Source organism: Anaerocolumna sp. MB42-C2, assembly GCF_030913705.1.
Lineage (GTDB): Bacteria > Bacillota > Clostridia > Lachnospirales > Lachnospiraceae > Anaerocolumna.
In genome coordinates this window covers 418883-436909 of record NZ_CP133190.1, presented here as the reverse complement: position 1 = coordinate 436909, position 18027 = coordinate 418883, and the positions used below count along the sequence as shown (strand labels likewise).

The 18027-nt window shown below is 33.8% G+C and carries 21 protein-coding genes; 17 read left to right on the top strand and 4 right to left on the bottom strand.

What is annotated here, in order from left to right; all coding sequences use genetic code 11:
* The first annotated feature begins 291 nt into the window (after positions 1-291).
* From RBU59_RS01970 to pgeF, 16 genes are all read left to right on the top strand, one after another.
* Positions 292-1014: a TrmH family RNA methyltransferase gene (locus RBU59_RS01970; protein ID WP_308146207.1), complete on the top strand. Its 723-nt coding sequence runs from the start codon at positions 292-294 to the stop codon at positions 1012-1014.
* Positions 1015-1422: 408 nt separating this feature from the next.
* A complete protein-coding gene (locus tag RBU59_RS01965) occupies positions 1423-2016 on the top strand; it encodes a GNAT family N-acetyltransferase (RefSeq protein ID WP_308146206.1) in 594 nt (197 codons plus the stop codon).
* A 121-nt stretch (positions 2017-2137) separates the two neighbouring features.
* Positions 2138-2509 carry a YlxM family DNA-binding protein gene (gene ylxM, locus RBU59_RS01960; RefSeq protein WP_308146205.1) on the top strand — a complete coding sequence of 124 codons (372 nt, stop codon included), beginning with the start codon at positions 2138-2140 and terminating at the stop codon, positions 2507-2509.
* Between the two features lie 90 nt (positions 2510-2599).
* Complete coding sequence (gene ffh, locus RBU59_RS01955) at positions 2600-3949, top strand: signal recognition particle protein (protein ID WP_308146204.1); 1350 nt, start codon at positions 2600-2602, stop codon at positions 3947-3949.
* A gap of 192 nt (positions 3950-4141) precedes the next feature.
* Positions 4142-4387, top strand: coding sequence for a 30S ribosomal protein S16 (gene rpsP, locus RBU59_RS01950; RefSeq protein ID WP_308146203.1), 246 nt, complete (start codon positions 4142-4144; stop codon positions 4385-4387).
* Positions 4388-4463: 76 nt separating this feature from the next.
* Positions 4464-4694, top strand: coding sequence for a KH domain-containing protein (locus RBU59_RS01945; protein WP_161839039.1), 231 nt, complete (start codon positions 4464-4466; stop codon positions 4692-4694).
* Positions 4695-4871: 177 nt separating this feature from the next.
* A complete protein-coding gene (gene rimM / locus RBU59_RS01940; protein WP_308146202.1) occupies positions 4872-5378 on the top strand; it encodes a ribosome maturation factor RimM in 507 nt (168 codons plus the stop codon).
* Between the two features lie 12 nt (positions 5379-5390).
* Positions 5391-6215: a tRNA (guanosine(37)-N1)-methyltransferase TrmD gene (gene trmD / locus RBU59_RS01935; protein ID WP_308146201.1), complete on the top strand. Its 825-nt coding sequence runs from the start codon at positions 5391-5393 to the stop codon at positions 6213-6215.
* Between the two features lie 443 nt (positions 6216-6658).
* Entirely contained in the window at positions 6659-7006 is a 348-nt protein-coding gene (rplS, locus tag RBU59_RS01930) for a 50S ribosomal protein L19 (protein ID WP_308146200.1), read from the top strand.
* Between the two features lie 108 nt (positions 7007-7114).
* Positions 7115-7747: a signal peptidase I gene (gene lepB, locus RBU59_RS01925; RefSeq protein WP_308146199.1), complete on the top strand. Its 633-nt coding sequence runs from the start codon at positions 7115-7117 to the stop codon at positions 7745-7747.
* Positions 7748-7813: 66 nt separating this feature from the next.
* Complete coding sequence (ylqF, locus tag RBU59_RS01920; RefSeq protein WP_308146198.1) at positions 7814-8671, top strand: ribosome biogenesis GTPase YlqF; 858 nt, start codon at positions 7814-7816, stop codon at positions 8669-8671.
* 24 nt (positions 8672-8695) lie between these two features.
* Positions 8696-9286, top strand: a complete 591-nt coding sequence (gene lepB, locus RBU59_RS01915; protein WP_330698460.1) for a signal peptidase I — start codon at positions 8696-8698, stop codon at positions 9284-9286.
* 17 nt (positions 9287-9303) lie between these two features.
* Positions 9304-10062, top strand: a complete 759-nt coding sequence (locus tag RBU59_RS01910) for a ribonuclease HII (protein WP_308146197.1) — start codon at positions 9304-9306, stop codon at positions 10060-10062.
* Positions 10063-10126: 64 nt separating this feature from the next.
* Positions 10127-10450 carry an EscU/YscU/HrcU family type III secretion system export apparatus switch protein gene (locus RBU59_RS01905; RefSeq protein ID WP_308146196.1) on the top strand — a complete coding sequence of 108 codons (324 nt, stop codon included), beginning with the start codon at positions 10127-10129 and terminating at the stop codon, positions 10448-10450.
* Positions 10451-10452: 2 nt separating this feature from the next.
* Positions 10453-10809 (top strand): YraN family protein, encoded by a 357-nt coding sequence (locus RBU59_RS01900; protein ID WP_308146195.1) that lies wholly within the window; start codon positions 10453-10455, stop codon positions 10807-10809.
* Positions 10810-10829: 20 nt separating this feature from the next.
* Positions 10830-11669 (top strand): peptidoglycan editing factor PgeF, encoded by an 840-nt coding sequence (gene pgeF, locus RBU59_RS01895; RefSeq protein WP_308146194.1) that lies wholly within the window; start codon positions 10830-10832, stop codon positions 11667-11669.
* Positions 11670-11783: 114 nt separating this feature from the next.
* Here the strand turns inward: pgeF and RBU59_RS01890 are convergent, their stop codons facing one another.
* The 4 genes from RBU59_RS01890 to RBU59_RS01875 form a co-directional block, all read right to left on the bottom strand.
* Complete coding sequence (locus RBU59_RS01890) at positions 11784-12959, bottom strand: ribose-phosphate pyrophosphokinase (RefSeq protein ID WP_308146193.1); 1176 nt, start codon at positions 12957-12959, stop codon at positions 11784-11786.
* A gap of 302 nt (positions 12960-13261) precedes the next feature.
* Positions 13262-14449, bottom strand: coding sequence for a MerR family transcriptional regulator (locus RBU59_RS01885; RefSeq protein WP_308146192.1), 1188 nt, complete (start codon positions 14447-14449; stop codon positions 13262-13264).
* 143 nt (positions 14450-14592) lie between these two features.
* Positions 14593-15600, bottom strand: coding sequence for a dTDP-glucose 4,6-dehydratase (gene rfbB, locus RBU59_RS01880; RefSeq protein ID WP_308146191.1), 1008 nt, complete (start codon positions 15598-15600; stop codon positions 14593-14595).
* Between the two features lie 197 nt (positions 15601-15797).
* Complete coding sequence (locus RBU59_RS01875; protein ID WP_308146190.1) at positions 15798-16223, bottom strand: GNAT family N-acetyltransferase; 426 nt, start codon at positions 16221-16223, stop codon at positions 15798-15800.
* Between the two features lie 488 nt (positions 16224-16711).
* Here RBU59_RS01875 and RBU59_RS01870 point away from each other — a divergent pair, with 488 nt between their 5' ends.
* A complete protein-coding gene (locus RBU59_RS01870) occupies positions 16712-18022 on the top strand; it encodes a DUF512 domain-containing protein (RefSeq protein ID WP_308146189.1) in 1311 nt (436 codons plus the stop codon).
* The last annotated feature ends 5 nt before the right edge of the window (positions 18023-18027 follow it).

The following is an 18027-nucleotide window of genomic DNA, read 5'->3' as shown; positions in this document are numbered from 1 at the left end:
GCTATTTACTTATGATAAAAAATAGATTACTATAGTAGGATAAAATGATAAGCTAAAAAGTAAGATTAAAAAATAATATTAAAAAGCAGATTAAAACAGTTGCATCGAAAATTATGAAAAAGTAAGTTAAAAATAATATAAAATGCTTGATTAATAAAACAAAATCAAAAATTAAGATTAATAAGTAAATTAAAAAGCAATATCAAATAAAAAAGAATGAAAAATCGTGTGAAAATTAATAGCAATGCTATTAAAAAGTTTATTAGAAATAAGAATTTTGGAGGATGGTATATGGATCAAATTAAACCATATAAAAAAGGTATAGAGTATTCCTACACCTTAGGAGCTTTTCCAACGTTTGAATTAATAAAGGGGCATCCGGAATCGGTACAGGCAGTATATTTACACTCTACATTTACTGATCGGGACAGCTTGGTCAGTTTATGTAACAATTATAAAATACCGATTCTAACAGATGATAAATTGTTTCGTAAATTAAGTGATAAAGAGAATTGCTTTGTTATCGGAGTATTTGATAAATATAAATGTATTCTGGATCGAAATAAATCACATATCGTTTTAGTTAATCCGAGTAATATGGGTAATTTAGGTACTATTATCCGTACCGCATTGGGAATGGGGATTCAGGATATTGCATTAATTACACCATGCGCAGATGTATTTAATCCAAAAACAATACGATCGTCCATGGGTGCTCTTTTTAAGTTACGGCATCAATATTTTGATTCTTTTAAGGAATATAGGGAAATATACCAAAAACATGATGTGTTTACTTTTATGCTTAACGGAACTAATACTCTGGAAATACAAAACTGTCCCAAAACAGATCTATTTTCCCTTGTTTTTGGTAACGAAGCCACTGGATTAGATGATTCTTTTCTAAAAGAAGGAACCAGTATATGTATCCCACAATCTCCGGATGTAGATTCATTAAATATAACCATTGCAGTAGGAATAGGAACGTTTATATTTACGCATCAAGGATTAGAATAGGGAAACAAGAAAATATTTATGCTAAATGCAAAACAAGAAAATATACTATTATCTATGGAAAATTGATTATAATCCTTTAGAGAAAAAGCCTTTTTTCATATCTCATCTATGGTTAATTGATAATACAATTATACCAGATAATCGAGATTGATTTGTGTTTGTGTTAAATTTTCAAGGTACAAATATTATTATTAATTTAGGGAAGAACCTTTTGACACCCTAATCATATTAGGTAATTGCGAAACAACATAGTTATCTAAATATTCCATACAATACATACGAATTTTATAGCTTCAGTTGCCTTTAGGGGCAAGATTCAGCTCTAAAATTGTATGAATCGCATGTCATATTAATACAAATTTTGAGTTTCGCAATTATCTATATAAAATATTAATAAGAGGAGTTAATATGAGTCAGGTAGTCATACGTATGGCAGAATTAGAAGATGCAAAGGAAATATATAAAATATATGAGCCTTATATCCTAAATACAGTTATTACTTTTGAATATGATAAAGTTCCGGTTGAAATTTTTCGTGAACGTATGAAGAGAGTTATGGATAAATTCCCATGGCTAGTGTGTCTAATTGATGGTGAGATTGCCGGATATGCCTATTGTTCACCTCACTTGGAAAGAGCTGCTTTTGGATGGGATTGTGAGTGTTCTGTTTATTTAAATGAAAAATATCACCGAAGAGGGATAGGAACTGCATTATATGAAGCACTATTTCATATTGTAGAAAAGCAGGGAATATATAATATCTACACATTAATCTGTGTTCCCCATGAAAGCAGTGTCGCATTGCATAGAAAATATGGATTTACCGAAGTTGGGACTTATTATAATACTGCATACAAATTCGGTGAATGGCGGCATCTGTTAGTTATGGAGAAAAGACTGAGAGAAACTATAGGAGAACCCACCCCTGTAATACCTATACATAAAATGGACGAAAAATTCCTGAAAAATGAATATCAAAGTGCTGTTAATAAGATTCATTGAAAAACAATACTATTACTTAAAGAAAAAGTAAAAAATAATGACAAGAAAATAACTTGACAAACCATTTAAAAAAAGTTATACTATCACCTGTAAAGAAAAATGCTTTACAGGTGGTGCTGAAATGAAAGATATGGTTATGGACGATAAACTTAAAGAAAAAGTGGAACTTTCGATTTTATTTGATTTCTACGGTGAATTGTTAAAAAACCATAATAAACACGTATTTGAAGATTATATACTGAATGACTTGTCCTTAAGTGAGATAGCAGAAGATCAAGGCATCAGCAGGCAGGGAGTATATGATATCGTAAAACGTTGCAGCAGACAGTTAAAGGATTATGAAGAAAAGCTTTGTCTGGTGAAAAAGTTTGAAGAGACAAAAGCAAAAGTAAATCAGATTAAGGAAATATCTGAACAAATGATGGAAACAAATCATCATAACTGCCTGGAAGAGATAATCATGATATCAGATAAAATATTAAAAGATTTATAGTTTACAAGGAAACTAACCCAGCTAACTATTGTAAATTTTAATACAGTTGTATTCTCGATTTGAGATGTGATAATAATCAGGAGGTTGTGCATGGCATTTGATAGCCTATCCGAAAAATTACAGAATGTATTTAAGAACCTGAGAGGCAAAGGACGTTTATCAGAAGCAGATGTTGCTACTGCTTTAAAAGAAGTAAAGATGGCTTTGCTGGAAGCAGATGTTAACTTTAAGGTTGTTAAGAATTTTATAAAATCCGTTCAGGAGCGAGCAGTTGGTCAGGATGTTATGTCAAGTTTAACTCCGGGACAGATGGTAATTAAAATTGTTAATGAAGAGATGGTTAATCTGATGGGCTCAGAAACCACTGAAATATCTTTCAAACCCGGTAATGAAATCACCGTTATTATGATGTGTGGTCTTCAGGGGGCAGGTAAAACCACTACGACAGCAAAACTGGCTGGCAAATTTAAATCCAAAGGCAAAAAACCGCTCTTAGCGGCCTGTGATATTTACAGACCGGCTGCGATTGAGCAACTCCAAATCAATGGAGATAAACAGGGTGTTCCCGTATTTACTATGGGTGATAAACACAAACCCGTTAATATAGCCAAAGCTGCGATTGAACATGCTTCTAAAAATAATTATAATGTTGTTATTTTAGATACAGCCGGCCGACTTCATATAGATGAAGATATGATGAATGAGTTAATCGAGATTAAAGAGAATGTTAATGTACATCAGACTATATTAATAGTTGACTCCATGACCGGGCAGGATGCCGTGAATGTTGCGGAGATGTTTAATAATAAAATTGGTATTGATGGTGTAATTTTAACGAAATTAGACGGTGATACCAGAGGTGGTGCTGCTCTTTCCATTCGTGCCGTAACAGGGAAGCCTATTCTTTATGTTGGTATGGGTGAAAAATTATCCGATTTGGAGCAATTTTACCCGGACCGTATGGCATCCAGAATTTTAGGCATGGGAGATATCCTGACTTTAATAGATAAAGCACAGATTGATTTTGATGAAGATAAAGCAAGGCAATTAGAGAAGAAAATCAAAAAAGCCGAATTCGACTTTAATGATTTCCTGGAACAGATGCAGCAAATTAAAAAAATGGGCGGCATCGGTGATATTTTAAAGATGATGCCCGGTGGTATGGGTGGTGGATTAAAAGATACGGAAATTGATGAAAATGCTCTTTCCGGTATTGAAGCAATTATTTATTCCATGACCAAAGCAGAACGTGCTAATCCGGATATCATTAATCCATCCAGAAAAAAACGTATTGCAAAAGGTGCCGGAGTTGATATCAGTGAAGTAAATAAGCTGGTAAAACAATTCGAACAGATGAAAAAAATGATGAAACAATTTTCCGGCATGATGGGCGGCAAGGGAGCAAAACGAGGAAGATTTAAGTTGCCCTTTGGGTTTTAATTGGTTGTATGTTATACAAACTATTTGTTATAACTTTTACAATAGAGACTTAATATATAATTTATATTATAGGAATAAGACCATATTTCCTATAATCGGATGCACGGCGCAACACAGCGTCTTTTATGGAAAGATAAAAGGCATCTTCTGATAAGTTATATTAAGAGATATTAATATAAGGAGGTGAATACAATGGCAGTTAAAATTAGATTAAAGAGAATGGGACAAAAAAAGGCTCCTTTCTATAGAATCATAGTTTCTGATTCCAGATCACCAAGAGATGGTAAGTTTATTGAAGAGATTGGTACTTATGATCCAACTCAGGAACCAAGTGCTTTTAATGTTAATGAAGAAGCAGCTAAAAAATGGTTATCAAATGGTGCTCAACCTACTGAAACAGTTGGTAATTTATTTAAAAAAGCAGGCATTACAAAATAATGTTTACGGATTAGTTGCTACAAGGATCGTACAGTTTTGTACTATGCATTTCACATTCCAGTGGAGGTGAAGAGTAATGAAAGAATTAGTTAAAGTAATTGCTACATCACTCGTTGATCACCCTGAAGAAGTTGTTGTAACTGAGAAGGAAACCGATAAGTCTATTATTGTTGAATTGAAAGTGGCCCCTGAAGATATGGGAAAAGTCATTGGAAAACAAGGCCGTATTGCAAAGTCCATTCGTACAGTTGTTAAAGCAGCAGCTACAAAGGATGATAAAAAAGTTGTAGTTGAGATACTACAATAAATAAATTTCCAACTAAAAAACAAAGGTCGAATGCTAGAGCAGAAGCTTTGTTTAATTACGGAATCCTTTTAAAGATTCCGTTATATTTTACAAGAACCCAGTCTTATCGGACTAGCCTTATTGGCATGGGTTCTTGTTTTGTCATATAAATAAAACCAGGAACAGATTGGAGCCGTAATGAACGAGTATATAAGAGTTGGAGTAATATCTTCTACCCATGGTATCCGTGGAGAGGTGAAAGTTTTCCCTACAACTGACGATATTAATCGATTTAAAACTTTGAAGCATGTTATATTAGATACAGGAAAAGAACAGTTAGAACTTGAAGTAGAGGGAGTGAAGTTTTTTAAACAACAGGCCATTCTTAAATTCAAGGGAATTGATAATATAAATGATATTGAAAAATATAAAGGTAAAGACCTGCTTGTTACCAGAGAAAATGCCGTTAAACTTGAACAAGATGAATATTTTATATATGATATTATCGGTTCAAAAGTAATTACGGAAGAGGGAACTGAATTAGGTGAATTAACGGAAGTAATGGCAACAGGTGCAAACGATGTGTATATTGTAAAAACAAAAGAAGGCAAAGAAGTTTTATTGCCGTCTATCAAGGAATGTATCTTAGATGTTGATGTTACCAATAAAATAATTAAAGTTCATGTTTTGCCCGGTTTAATTTAGGAAGGAGTTTTCATGAATTTTTATGTTTTGACTTTATTTCCTGAAATGGTAGAGCAGGGGCTTAATACAAGTATTATTGGACGAGCCTTGGAAAAAGGACTTTTGTCCCTTAAGGCGGTAGATATCCGTGATTTTTCAGAAAATAAACATAATAGGGTGGATGATTATCCCTACGGCGGAGGTGCGGGTATGGTAATGGCACCCGGGCCGGTATACCGTGCCCACCAATATGTAGAAGAATTAATCCGAACCGAGAAAAATTCAGCGGAATTTACAAATGGAAATCATCATACTACGGAGTATGATGATATAAATACCATAAATCTATGCCCTAAAAAAACCCGGGTAATTTATCTAACCCCTCAGGGGAGCGTATTCAATCAAACGATGGCAGAAGAATTTGCGAAAGAGGAAGATTTAATATTCTTGTGTGGACATTACGAGGGTATTGATGAACGGATACTCGAGATGATTGTTACTGATTATGTTTCCATTGGAGATTACGTTCTGACAGGAGGGGAATTACCTTCTATGGTTATGATTGATGCCATTGCCAGATTAGTACCGGGAGTATTAAATAATGATGTATCTGCAGAATTTGAATCATTTCAGGATAATTTATTAGAATATCCCCAATATACGAGACCGGAGGTTTTTATGGAAAAATCCGTTCCAGATATTCTATTATCCGGACATCATGCCAAAATAGAAGAATGGCGAAAACAACAATCGATTCTTCGGACGGCGAAAACACGACCTGATCTGCTGGAAAAGGCAGTACTTACCGTTAGAGAAAAGAAGTTTTTATTTGATTACCTGAATAAACCGGTCGAATAACTGATAGATTGTATAAAGACTGTTTATTGTATAAAGACTGGATAAATTGTATAAAAGCTGGATATATTGTATAAAAGCGAAATATTTAGTGCAAGATAAAAGTTACTGTTTACAGGCAACAACGCGACGTGTTTTTTGAGAGTGTATTGTCACAGAAAACCGGAGAATTGCAGTGTAGGAACGCTTCCCATGCGTTTTGTGTACATCGCAAAGTCTGTTATTGTTTGCGAAGCAGCAGCTTTTTCCAGAGGAGTGAACAGTAAGTAATAAAAATATGCCTGGAACATTATAAAATACTTGCAATCGATAAATGAATATGTTAAAGTAAGATGTTGTGAGATGGGATGGTCCTCTGATACACCGCTTTTCTGATTTTGGGACAGGGTATTACATATCCGGCAGGCAAGGTATTAAGAACATCTAAATATTAAGGAGGTCACAAAATGAACGATATTATTAAGAACATTGAAGCTGCTCAGCTCAAAGAAAACGTAACTAGTTTTAATGTAGGCGATACTGTAAAGGTATATGCTAAAGTAAAAGAAGGTAACCGTGAAAGAACTCAGATATTTGAAGGTACTGTTTTAAAAAGACAAAACGGTGGCGCGAAAGAAACTTTTACAGTAAGAAAGTCATCTAACGGCATTGGCGTTGAAAAGACTTGGCCATTACATTCTCCAAGTGTAGAGAAGATTGAAGTTATCAGATATGGTAAAGTTAGAAGAGCTAAGTTAACTTATTTACGTAATAGAGTAGGTAAGAAAGCAAAAGTTAAAGAAATCGTAAAATAATTCATTACAGAATGAACAAAAAAACGAGAAGGGACAACTACTTAGGTATTGTCCCTTTTTAACATAGGAAGTGAACTGACCAATCCGTTGGTTTTATAGGAGTTAGATATGGAATTTGATTTTGATAGAGATAGTAAGAAACCTTTCGTTAAAAAAATTATTGTCAGCATAATCATTTGGATTATTGAGATTGTTATTGTGGTTTCAATAGCATATACCATAGTGAATTACGCTTTGGAAAAAACTACCATGTTAGGTGAGTCAATGGAAACAACTTTAAAGGATCAGGATAAAATCATTATAAATAAATTTGCTTATAAGATTGCAAAACCAAAACGCTTTGATGTAATTGTATTTAAACAAACGAATAAAGAACATAGTTATTTTAATATTAAAAGAATTATTGGTCTTCCGGGAGAAAAGATTCAAATTGAAAATGGTCATATTCGTATTAACGGAGAAATTCTTTCAGAACCTTTTATTACAGAACCTATAAAAAACAGTGGGCTTGCTGCTGAAGAAATTAAGCTCGATGACAATGAATATTTTGTATTAGGTGATAATCGAAATAACAGTGAAGATAGTCGATTTGCCAATATTAGTAATATATTATTTGATGACATCGTTGGTAAGGCATGGATACGTACTAATAATTTTGATTTTATAAATAATATACACAATAAAAATAGTTCAGGTGGAAACAACTCTTTAGAAACAGTTGAAGAAACGGTACAAGAGTAATTAAAATCAATAAAAATTTTAATTGATATATAAAAACTCCAATAACAATAAAAGGGAGGAAAAAGAATGCATTTTCAATGGTACCCCGGTCATATGACAAAAGCGAAACGTATGATGCAGGAAGATATGAAATTAATTGATGTAGTGATAGAACTGGTTGATGCAAGGATTCCGCTTAGCAGTAAAAATCCAGATATCGATGAAATGGCGAAAAATAAATCAAGAGTTATTTTATTAAATAAATATGATTTAGCTGATGAAAAACATACAGAAAATTGGAAGGCTTATTTTGAAAGTAAGGGATATTATGTGACCTTGGTAAATTCTAAAAACGGAAACGGGGTTAGAAAAGTAAATGATGTTGTTCAGAATGCCTGCAAGGAAAAAATTGAAAGAGACAGAAAAAGAGGTATTTTAAATCGCCCGCTTCGTGCTATGGTCGTAGGGATACCAAACGTTGGTAAATCAACTTTCATTAATAGTATAGCTGGCAAAGCGGCTACAAAAACTGGTAATAAACCTGGTGTAACCAAAGGAAAACAATGGATTAAAATAAATAAAACCATAGAACTTTTAGATACTCCCGGAATTTTATGGCCTAAATTTGAAGATCAGGCAGTTGGTTTAAAACTGGCTTTTATTGGATCTATTCGGGAAGAAATATTGAATATTTATGAACTGTCCATCGAGTTAATAAACTTTTTATTAAACAACTACAATGGGTACCTGGCAGGACGTTACGGAATTGAAGAGAATGATTCAGCCATAGAAACTTTAAGCCGTATTGCAGAAAAAAGGGCTTGCAGAATTAAGGGCGGTGAATTAGACTTAAATAAAGCAGCCGGTTTTGTTATGGATGACTTCAGGAATGGAAGATTAGGTAATATCACTTTAGAGTTTCCTGAGATTTCTGAAACGAATTGATTTTGATTAGAAAGCGGTGGTAATGTGTCAGAACAACAAAATTTAGAATTAAACGATGGAAGCAATAGTGAGAAAGCAAAGAAAATTGCTTCAGAGAGCCTGCATATATTGTTTTATATTCTATTAGTTATTCTTTCTACTTTCTTAATTTTACATTTTGTCGGCCAAAGGACGCAGGTCCTCGGTCAGTCTATGGAGAATACGCTTTCCAATCAGGATAACTTAATCGTCGATAAGTTATCTTATCATTTTATGAAACCTCACCGTTTTGATATCGTTGTTTTTCCGGAAGATGATACTAAAGATATTTTTTATATTAAAAGAATCATCGGACTGCCGGGAGAGACAGTACAGATATTTGATGGAAAGATATACATTAACAATGAATTATTGGATGAACACTATGGCAAAGAAGAGATTTCTCTTGACAGGGAAGGAATAGCAGAAAGACCAATTGTGCTTGGAGATAATGAGTATTTTGTGTTAGGGGATAATCGTAATCATAGTATGGATAGCAGGGATCCTGCGGTCGGTAATGTATCCAAATCAGCAATTATCGGTAAAGCATGGGTTCGCGTCTGGCCGCTTAATCGGTTTGGTTTCTTAAGTAACTAAGGAAAAGGAGAATTATTTTGGATATTAAAATTAGTGATATTAAAAATGAATTAGAGTTAACGGATGCAAGTAAACTTGACGATATTATTAATAAATATAGATCTGATACCCGAACCGGTGTTATAAAATTAATTCAGAAATTTGACAGAGAGAGAGAAAAACTGATAAAGGAGCAAAAAAGATCCGAACAGATGAAAGTGTATGAGAATAAATACAATGAATATACATACATTTGTGGTATTGATGAAGTTGGACGGGGGCCTTTGGCAGGCCCCGTTGTAGCGGCAGCGGTAATATTACCCAAAGATTGCAATATACTTTATATCAATGACTCCAAGCAAGTATCAGAGAAAAAAAGGGAAGAATTATATGACTTAATCATGGAGCAGGCAGTAGCGGTAGGTGTAGGCAGCATTCCGCCCTCAAAAATTGATGAAATTAACATATTACAGGCAACTTATGAGGCTATGCGTCAGGCGATTGCCAATCTGTCAGTGAAACCGGAGATATTACTTATTGATGCGGTTACTATACCGGAAATAACGATTAGGCAAGTACCAATCATTAAAGGGGATGCAAAAAGTATATCGATTGCAGCGGCCAGTATCATTGCGAAAGTAACAAGAGATCGTCTCATGGTGGCTTATGACAGTATATTTCCTCAGTATGATTTCGCATCTAATAAAGGTTATGGTTCTAAAGAGCATATTGAGGTATTAAAAAGGTTAGGGCCTACCCCTATTCATCGATTAAGTTTTATTAAAAATTTCTTTTAGGTTGGAACTATACTGTAATATTTACATATTCCTGTTTCATAGGATAGACAAAGGAGCAAGGTAAATGGCTGAAAGCAATGATCGATTTCAGAATAAAAAAAATACCAATCCAATAAATAAAACTGCTATTGCACTAGGATATAATCCGGATGAAGCTGCACCCAGAATTATTGCTTCAGGGAAAGGATACTTGGCGGACAAAATCCTTAAAAAGGCAAATGAGAATAAAATTCCGGTTCATAAAGACGAACAATTAGCTTCTACGCTCTCTAAATTAGATATAGGAGATTATATTCCGCCTGAGTTATATGATGTTGTATCTGAAATCTTATTATTTGTTGATAATATGGATCGCATTAAATCCAAGGTACTTCCGAAAGGGGAATAGTTTTGTACAATAAAAGAACTATCGGAACACAAAAAGAACAGCTTGCCGCTGATTATCTTAAAAAAAGCGGTTATATAATTCTGGAGCAGAATTTTAGCTGCAGAACCGGTGAAATAGACATTATTGCAAAAGAAGAAAATTATCTTATTTTTGTTGAAGTTAAATATCGCAAGGACACAGCAAAAGGATTTCCCCAGGAAGCAGTAGATTTTTATAAAATGAAAAAAATTACTCATACCGCACTTTATTACATGACGATAAAACGGATTCCAACGGATACTCCGTGCCGATTTGATGTGGTGAATATATTAGATCAGGAGATCTCTTTAATTCAAAATGCTTTTGAAGCTGTGTATTAGGGATAGAGAAAGAGGTTATTATGAAATTTAAAAATAATGAACAGGCTGTACTGAATACAGATAAAATTGCACCTTTTATTACATTCCCAATTCTATCCGATATCGGTTTTATCAAACATGGTTTTTCAACCAGACTTGGAGGGGTTAGTACCGGTATCTATGAATCTATGAATCTTGGATTCAGTAACGGAGATGATCCTGATAGTGTAACGGTAAACTATAAAAGAATCAGTGATAGTATTGGTTTTTCAACGGAGAATATAGTTACGACGGATCAGGTACATAATACAGAGATACGTTTGATTACAGCAAAAGATAAGGGAAAAGGAGTAGTTAAAAAGAGAGACTATAAAGGAATTGATGGATTAATTACAAATGAACCCGGTATTACATTGGCTACCTATTATGCTGATTGTGTTCCTTTATATTTGGTAGATATGAAAAATAAGGCCATCGGATTAAGTCATTCCGGATGGAGAGGTACTGTAAAAAGAATGGGTAAGGTTACCCTTGAGGTTATGCAGCAGAATTTTAATACAAAACCGGAAGACGTTATAACATTAATAGGACCCTCCATATGTATGGACTGTTATGAGGTTAGTAAAGATGTAGCAGAGGCATTTGTTAATGAATTTAATCCGGAGCAAATGAAAGATATTCTACTTGATAAAGGAAATGATAAATATCAATTAAACTTATGGCAGGCCAATCGTCATATATTCATAGATGCCGGAGTTAAGGATACAAACATTCATATTTCTTCCGTATGTACCTCATGCAACAGCGATTTATTGTTTTCACACCGGGCAACGAAAGGTAAACGCGGCACGCTAGCCGCATTTTTAATGATAAAAGAATAATTTGAGTGTCATAAGTTCTTTTCATAGGTATTTTTTTTAGGTGAAAAATAGCCTCCGCATCTGGTGCCAATTATTATTAAGTAATAAATCGGTAACCTTAGGCGGAGGATTGTTCTAATTGTTTTTCTGATAATCTGCTACGATATCCTGGATTCGGGTCTTGGAGTCTAGAATTCCATCAACGGATTGGTCGTGATTGATGGTGTGGATGATAAGCGCGAGATATCTGCTTAAATCTACATTGGTGTAATATTCTTTCTCCAGTAATTGGGGAGGGCAATAAGTAAGATTTGTAGTAAAAACACGGTTTATGATTCCATCTTCATAGAATTTATCAAAGGAAGCGTAACCCTCAGCAAATAAACCAAAGGTTGCAGCAATAAATATTTTGGAAGCTTTTCTTTTCTTTAATTCTAATGCGATTTCAAGAATACTTTTTCCTGTAAAAATCATATCTGCTACAATTAAAACATCTTTTCCTTCTACGTCGGAGCCTAAAAACTCATATACCGCTGCAGGACTGACATCATTTTCCGAATCTGTATAATCATGCCTTTTATAAAACATTCCTAAATCTACACCTAATATGTTGGTATAAAAAATTGCTTTCGCCATTACGCTTTCATCCGGGCTGATAATCATTAGATGTTCGCTGTCTAATTTTAATCCTTTTTCCGTAGCCAATAAAGACTGGATAAACTGATATGAGGTATAGAAGTTATCAAACCCTTTTATGGGAATGGCATTTTGTACACGGGGATCTAAGGCATCAAATGTAATTATATTTTTTACACCCATTTTGGCTAATTCCTGAAGGGCAGTTGCGCAATCAAGAGATTCCAAGTGAGTACGTTTATGCTGCCTGCCTTCGTATAAAAAAGGTATGATAACATTGATACGATGTGCTTTTCCGTTACAAGCATCGATTAAACGCTTTAAATCCTGAAAATGATCATCCGGTGACATCATATTGTTCATACCATCTAAACTATAATATATACTGTGATTTGTTACATCGGCTAAAATATATAAATCTGTTCCATGAATGGACTCACGGATGATACCTTTTGCTTCCCCGGAATTAAATCTGGGACAATCAGCATCTACCAAATAAGTATCAGCTTCATAACCTAAAAAAGCAGGAAAATTGGTATATTCCAAAGCCTGGTCATGTCTTGCTTTGACAATCAGGGAATTTATCTTTTCTGCCAGAGGACGAAAGCTATCCAGGGACATTATTTTTAAAGGTGCTACGGGAATTGTTTCTATATTATTATTTGTGGTTGTCATAAAAGCCTCCAAAGAAATCATTATCATACTATTTATAACACTCCGAAATCCATTCGTCAATAAAGAACAAAGTAATATGTGAAATAAATTTTATAACTGGTTGTATTTTTGCCCCTGCAAAAAGCAGCAGCTCCGTGAATAATAACACACTTCGCGACGCACACAAAACGAGGAGGCAGCGTTCATACGCTGCAATTCTCCGCTTTCTGTTTCGCTTCGCTAAACTCAAAAAAAACGTCGTGATGTTGCCTGTAGACAGTAACAAAAAATGTACTTCTGATCCCTTATGTAAAATAATTCCATTATTTTCTGCAGCGAAATATTCCTGCATTTTTTGTAATTTTCAGAGTTCCTGTTTTATGCAGCTTTTTCTTTATAAAATCACTGAATTCGGTATATCTGTCTTTCAGAAATTCGTGCTGATTTCCATGGCAGGATAAAATATAATCGATAATAGCCTGTTCCTTATCAACAATTAGATAATCGTTATATCTTAATTCTTCGACTTCACTAAAATATCTTAAAAGCTCTTCTTTTCCATTTTCCAGACCAAAGATTTCATATAAATTTATATCGGAAAGTGCAATTCTGGAATCAAATTCTTTGACCAGCTGTTCAATTTCTTTCATATGATCCTTACCATATGTACTACAGTAAAAGTACCGATCCTCCTTTAAAACTCGTATGATTTCATGAAACGCTTTCTCGCGGTCTTTTAAATAAAATAACATATGGTTGCCGATGACATGATCGAAGGATTTATCCGGTGCAGGAATCTCATGACAGTCAAAAACCTGGAAGTTTATAGTATCTCCAAAGTTTATAAGATTTTTTTTAGCATCGTTTATCATACCGACTGAAATATCTGAAAGCAGGAGAGTACAGCCTTTTGGAAGAAACTCTTTATTAACCCTCCATAGTTCACCATTTCCGCAGCCGATCTCCAGAATATCTTCATTCGGTTTTAAAAGAAAATTTAAGAAAATCCATCGAAACCAGCCAATGGGATTATTGGAGTAATTTTTATGCAGACTGATACGTATATCTACATTAACAGAATTTCTATATTGTTTGATTAAATCTTTTTCCATATTAGTAATATGAATCAAATCTATTACTTTATTCCAATCAATCGTCTGGTGTTCATCAAAAATTTTTGAGGTATCTTTTATGGATTGTTCTATCAGTTGAAGCTCATCGATTTTTTTCTGTACCAGTTTAAGCTGTAATTGAAATGATTGCTTAACATAATTCTGATCATTATTATTTCCTGTAATATCCATAATCTCATCCAGGGAAAACCCCAGATATTTTAATGTCAATATTTTTTGCAGTTTACCAAAATCGGAATCAGTATAATAACGATACCCTGATTCATTTATAAAACTGGGTTTCAATATACCTTGTTTGTCATAATAACGAATTGTACGGATAGATACCCTTGCTCTTTTTGCAAACTCTCCGGTAGAATAATACATATTATCTTTCATATAGGGGCGTCCGGCCTTTCACAGCTTTCTGTATAGATTTTTGAGTGGCAAAAGCGGTGTAGAGGGGCATAGGACTAATGTAAATTATCTATATGTCTTTTGACACTCAAATCTTGTTCATATATAATTAAACTTCAAATAAATCAATCTTTAATAGCATCCATATGATTCAGATACCATTTTATAGTTTCCCTGATACCCTCATCAAAGGTTTTACATGGTTTCCAACCTAATTCCCTGCCTATTTTGGAGGAATCAATTGCATATCTGCGGTCATGGCCTTTCCGGTCTTTTACAAAAGCAATCCTATCCTCGGGAATTTTAATAGTATATTCATTCTTTAATATTTCAGTAACTGTCTTTGCAATTTCCAAGGTTGTTTTTTCATTGTGGCTGCCGATATTGTAGACCTCACCCAGCTTACCGGATTGAAGGACTAAGTCAATGGCGCTGCAATGATCTGAAACATAGATCCAGTCACGAACAGCACTGCCATCCCCGTATACAGGCAGCTTTTTATTTAGCAGGCAGTTTTTAATATATAAGGGAATTAGTTTTTCATAAAATTGATGCGGTCCGAAGTTATTGGAGCATCTCGTTCTAACAGCTGGGAAACCGTAGGTTTCGGAATAGGCTTTTGTCATCATATCTCCGCTTGCTTTACTTGCAGAATAAGGGTTTCTTGGTGAAATTGGTGATGTTTCCGTAAAATACCCTTCTTTGCCTAATTCACCATATACCTCATCTGTGGAGATATATAAGAATTTTTTACCGGTTTTAAATCCATTGTCAATTTCCCATGATTTCTTAGCACAATTTAATAAATTTAATGTCCCCATAATATTGGTCTTAGCAAATACATCAGTATCTTTGATACTTTTGTCTACATGGGATTCTGCTGCAAAATGAACCACATAGTCAATATCATAGGTTTTCATAATATCTTCCACCAGCTTTGTATTGCAAATATCCCCTTGAATAAAATGATAGTCAGGATCGTTCTCAATAGCTTTAAGGTAAAAAAGATTTCCGGCATAAGTTAGAAGGTCCAGATTAATAACCTCTATATCATTTCCATATACCTGATATAAATAAAGTATAAAATTTGAGCCGATAAAACCCGCGCCTCCGGTTACTAGATAAGTTTTCATAAATTACATCCTCCTTATTGGTTTGTGATGTAATTATATGGGATTACGTTAGGTCACGGTCAATAGGAAATTTCAAAATAATCAAAATATTTGTATTTAAAAATATTTCACAATATTTTTTGAATAAATAGAATATTTGAAAATACTGATTTATTTGATTTTCAAATGAAAGTCAGGTTAGACTAGAGTTATAGGGATTAATTGTTTAAATTGACCCATTGAAACATACCTGCGCCAACTTCCTTGGTCGGTCGTTTCACAAAACCAAACTGTTCATAGAAACTTTCACGACTAAAAGCGGACATAAGATTTACCATAACCGGAGCTCCGTCAGATATAACCTCATAGATGTATTTCATAACATCTTCCATTATTAATTGTCCAACACCTTTACCTTGATATTCCGGTAAAACGATAACATCCGCAATATAAACAACATAACCGCCGTCACTGATAACCCTTGCCATACCAATCGTTTTATCACCGTCTATGGCACACACTGAATAATAAGTATTATCAATTCCGCGCCTTGCCTGCTCTTCTTCCAAAGTGAGCCAATTAACCGCTTTACGAAGCATATTATAATCTTTCACTGAAATAGTATGATTTAGTGTGATATTCATAAATAACCCTCCCGAATAAATATATAATAAGTAATAAAGATTTAATAATAATTAGGTTTTGGATAGTTCAATCAATACGTATTTTATGAAAGCTTTTATCAGATTAATCCTACAATTATAAATACTAAATAACATAAAAATAATTAATATTAAAAATAATAAATAACAATTAATACTAAAGAACCAATTATTAATACTAAAAACTAATATCAAAACCAATAACCACATAATACCATAAAGTATAACTTAATACAAATTAATGAAACTTTGAAACTGAATTATAAACTATACAAAGTATTGAGAACATAAAACTATGTGAAAATGTGAAATCCATCCCTCCTCCCTTTCAATAACCTTCCAGGCAAAGTGTCCGTCTGATTCTCCATCAAAATAGTATAAACTACCTAATCCGAAAGAAAATTCATTTGATAATTTTTAGTACAACTGCTATACTAATAAGGTAAAAATTAGAGAGGACAAGATTTACAATGAATGAAAAAGGTCATCTCATTAAAACTGTAGCAGCAGGAAGTATTGCCGAAGAAATGGAAATTGAACCCGGAGATCGTCTGCTGTACGTTAATGAGAAAGAAATAAAAGATGTTTTTGATTATCATTATGCTGTAAATGACGAGTATTTAGTCTTACTCATAAGAAAGCCTGATGGTGAAGAATGGGAATTAGAAATAGAAAAAGAGTATGAGGAAGATTTGGGAATTGAATTTGAAGAAAGTTTAATGGATTCCTATCGTTCCTGCAGAAATAAATGTATGTTTTGTTTTATCGATCAAATGCCTCCCGGAATGAGAGAAACTTTATATTTTAAAGATGATGATGCAAGATTATCCTTTTTACAGGGTAATTATATTACGTTAACAAATATGTCTGAGGAGGATATCAACCGTATTATATTTTATAAATTATCACCAATCAATATATCCATTCACACTACAAATAAAGAACTGCGCTGTGAGATGTTAAATAACCGCTTTGCAGGTGAAGCTTTGGATAAAATAAAAAAGCTTTTTGATTCCGGTATTACCATGAATGGGCAGATTGTACTTTGCAAGGGAATAAATGACGGTAAAGAATTAGTTCGTTCCATACATGACTTAGCGGCATATATTCCTCATATGCAAAGCGTATCTGTTGTTCCGGTAGGTTTAACGAAATACCGGGATAATTTAACTCATCTTGAGAAATTCAATAAAGAGGACGCCTTGGAAGTACTTAATATAATTCATTATTGGCAGAATACTTTATATAATGAATACGGTACACGATTTATACATGCCAGTGATGAGTGGTATATTACGGCTGAACTACCGATTCCGGATGCAGATAATTATGAGGGATATTTACAGATTGAAAATGGAGTTGGTATGGTCCGCTCTTTAATGGACGAATTTGATGATTATTACACTACAATGAAAGGTGATAATCGTACAAAAACTGTATCTATGGCAACTGGTATACTTGCTGCACCTATTCTCAAAACTTTAATGGCTCAAATAAATCAAAAATATCCTAATATTCAAATAACCGTATATACTATAGTTAATAAGTTCTTTGGAGAAGAAATTACAGTAGCGGGATTATTAACAGGTCAAGATATAATGGACCAGTTAAAAGAAAAAGAATTAGGGGATTATCTGATACTACCTGACGTACTGTTGCGTAACGGTGAAAATGTATTATTGGATGATATTACGGTTGATGATTTGAAAAATACTTTACAAACTGAAATCCGTATTGTACAATCAGACGGAAAGTCCTTAATCAATGCTGTAGTGAATTAAGACAT

What these genes read in the sequence shown, in the direction of transcription:
- RBU59_RS01970 (WP_308146207.1), top strand. Translation starts at nt 292, where the DNA reads ATGGATCAAATTAAACCATATAAAAAAGGTATAGAGTATTCCTACACC.
- RBU59_RS01965 (WP_308146206.1), top strand. Translation starts at nt 1,423, where the DNA reads ATGAGTCAGGTAGTCATACGTATGGCAGAATTAGAAGATGCAAAGGAA.
- ylxM (WP_308146205.1), top strand. Translation starts at nt 2,138, where the DNA reads ATGAAAGATATGGTTATGGACGATAAACTTAAAGAAAAAGTGGAACTT.
- ffh (WP_308146204.1), top strand. Translation starts at nt 2,600, where the DNA reads ATGGCATTTGATAGCCTATCCGAAAAATTACAGAATGTATTTAAGAAC.
- rpsP (WP_308146203.1), top strand. Translation starts at nt 4,142, where the DNA reads ATGGCAGTTAAAATTAGATTAAAGAGAATGGGACAAAAAAAGGCTCCT.
- RBU59_RS01945 (WP_161839039.1), top strand. Translation starts at nt 4,464, where the DNA reads ATGAAAGAATTAGTTAAAGTAATTGCTACATCACTCGTTGATCACCCT.
- rimM (WP_308146202.1), top strand. Translation starts at nt 4,872, where the DNA reads ATGAACGAGTATATAAGAGTTGGAGTAATATCTTCTACCCATGGTATC.
- trmD (WP_308146201.1), top strand. Translation starts at nt 5,391, where the DNA reads ATGAATTTTTATGTTTTGACTTTATTTCCTGAAATGGTAGAGCAGGGG.
- rplS (WP_308146200.1), top strand. Translation starts at nt 6,659, where the DNA reads ATGAACGATATTATTAAGAACATTGAAGCTGCTCAGCTCAAAGAAAAC.
- lepB (WP_308146199.1), top strand. Translation starts at nt 7,115, where the DNA reads ATGGAATTTGATTTTGATAGAGATAGTAAGAAACCTTTCGTTAAAAAA.
- ylqF (WP_308146198.1), top strand. Translation starts at nt 7,814, where the DNA reads ATGCATTTTCAATGGTACCCCGGTCATATGACAAAAGCGAAACGTATG.
- RBU59_RS01905 (WP_308146196.1), top strand. Translation starts at nt 10,127, where the DNA reads ATGGCTGAAAGCAATGATCGATTTCAGAATAAAAAAAATACCAATCCA.
- pgeF (WP_308146194.1), top strand. Translation starts at nt 10,830, where the DNA reads ATGAAATTTAAAAATAATGAACAGGCTGTACTGAATACAGATAAAATT.
- RBU59_RS01890 (WP_308146193.1), bottom strand. Translation starts at nt 12,959, where the DNA reads ATGACAACCACAAATAATAATATAGAAACAATTCCCGTAGCACCTTTA.
- RBU59_RS01885 (WP_308146192.1), bottom strand. Translation starts at nt 14,449, where the DNA reads ATGAAAGATAATATGTATTATTCTACCGGAGAGTTTGCAAAAAGAGCA.
- rfbB (WP_308146191.1), bottom strand. Translation starts at nt 15,600, where the DNA reads ATGAAAACTTATCTAGTAACCGGAGGCGCGGGTTTTATCGGCTCAAAT.
- RBU59_RS01875 (WP_308146190.1), bottom strand. Translation starts at nt 16,223, where the DNA reads ATGAATATCACACTAAATCATACTATTTCAGTGAAAGATTATAATATG.
- RBU59_RS01870 (WP_308146189.1), top strand. Translation starts at nt 16,712, where the DNA reads ATGAATGAAAAAGGTCATCTCATTAAAACTGTAGCAGCAGGAAGTATT.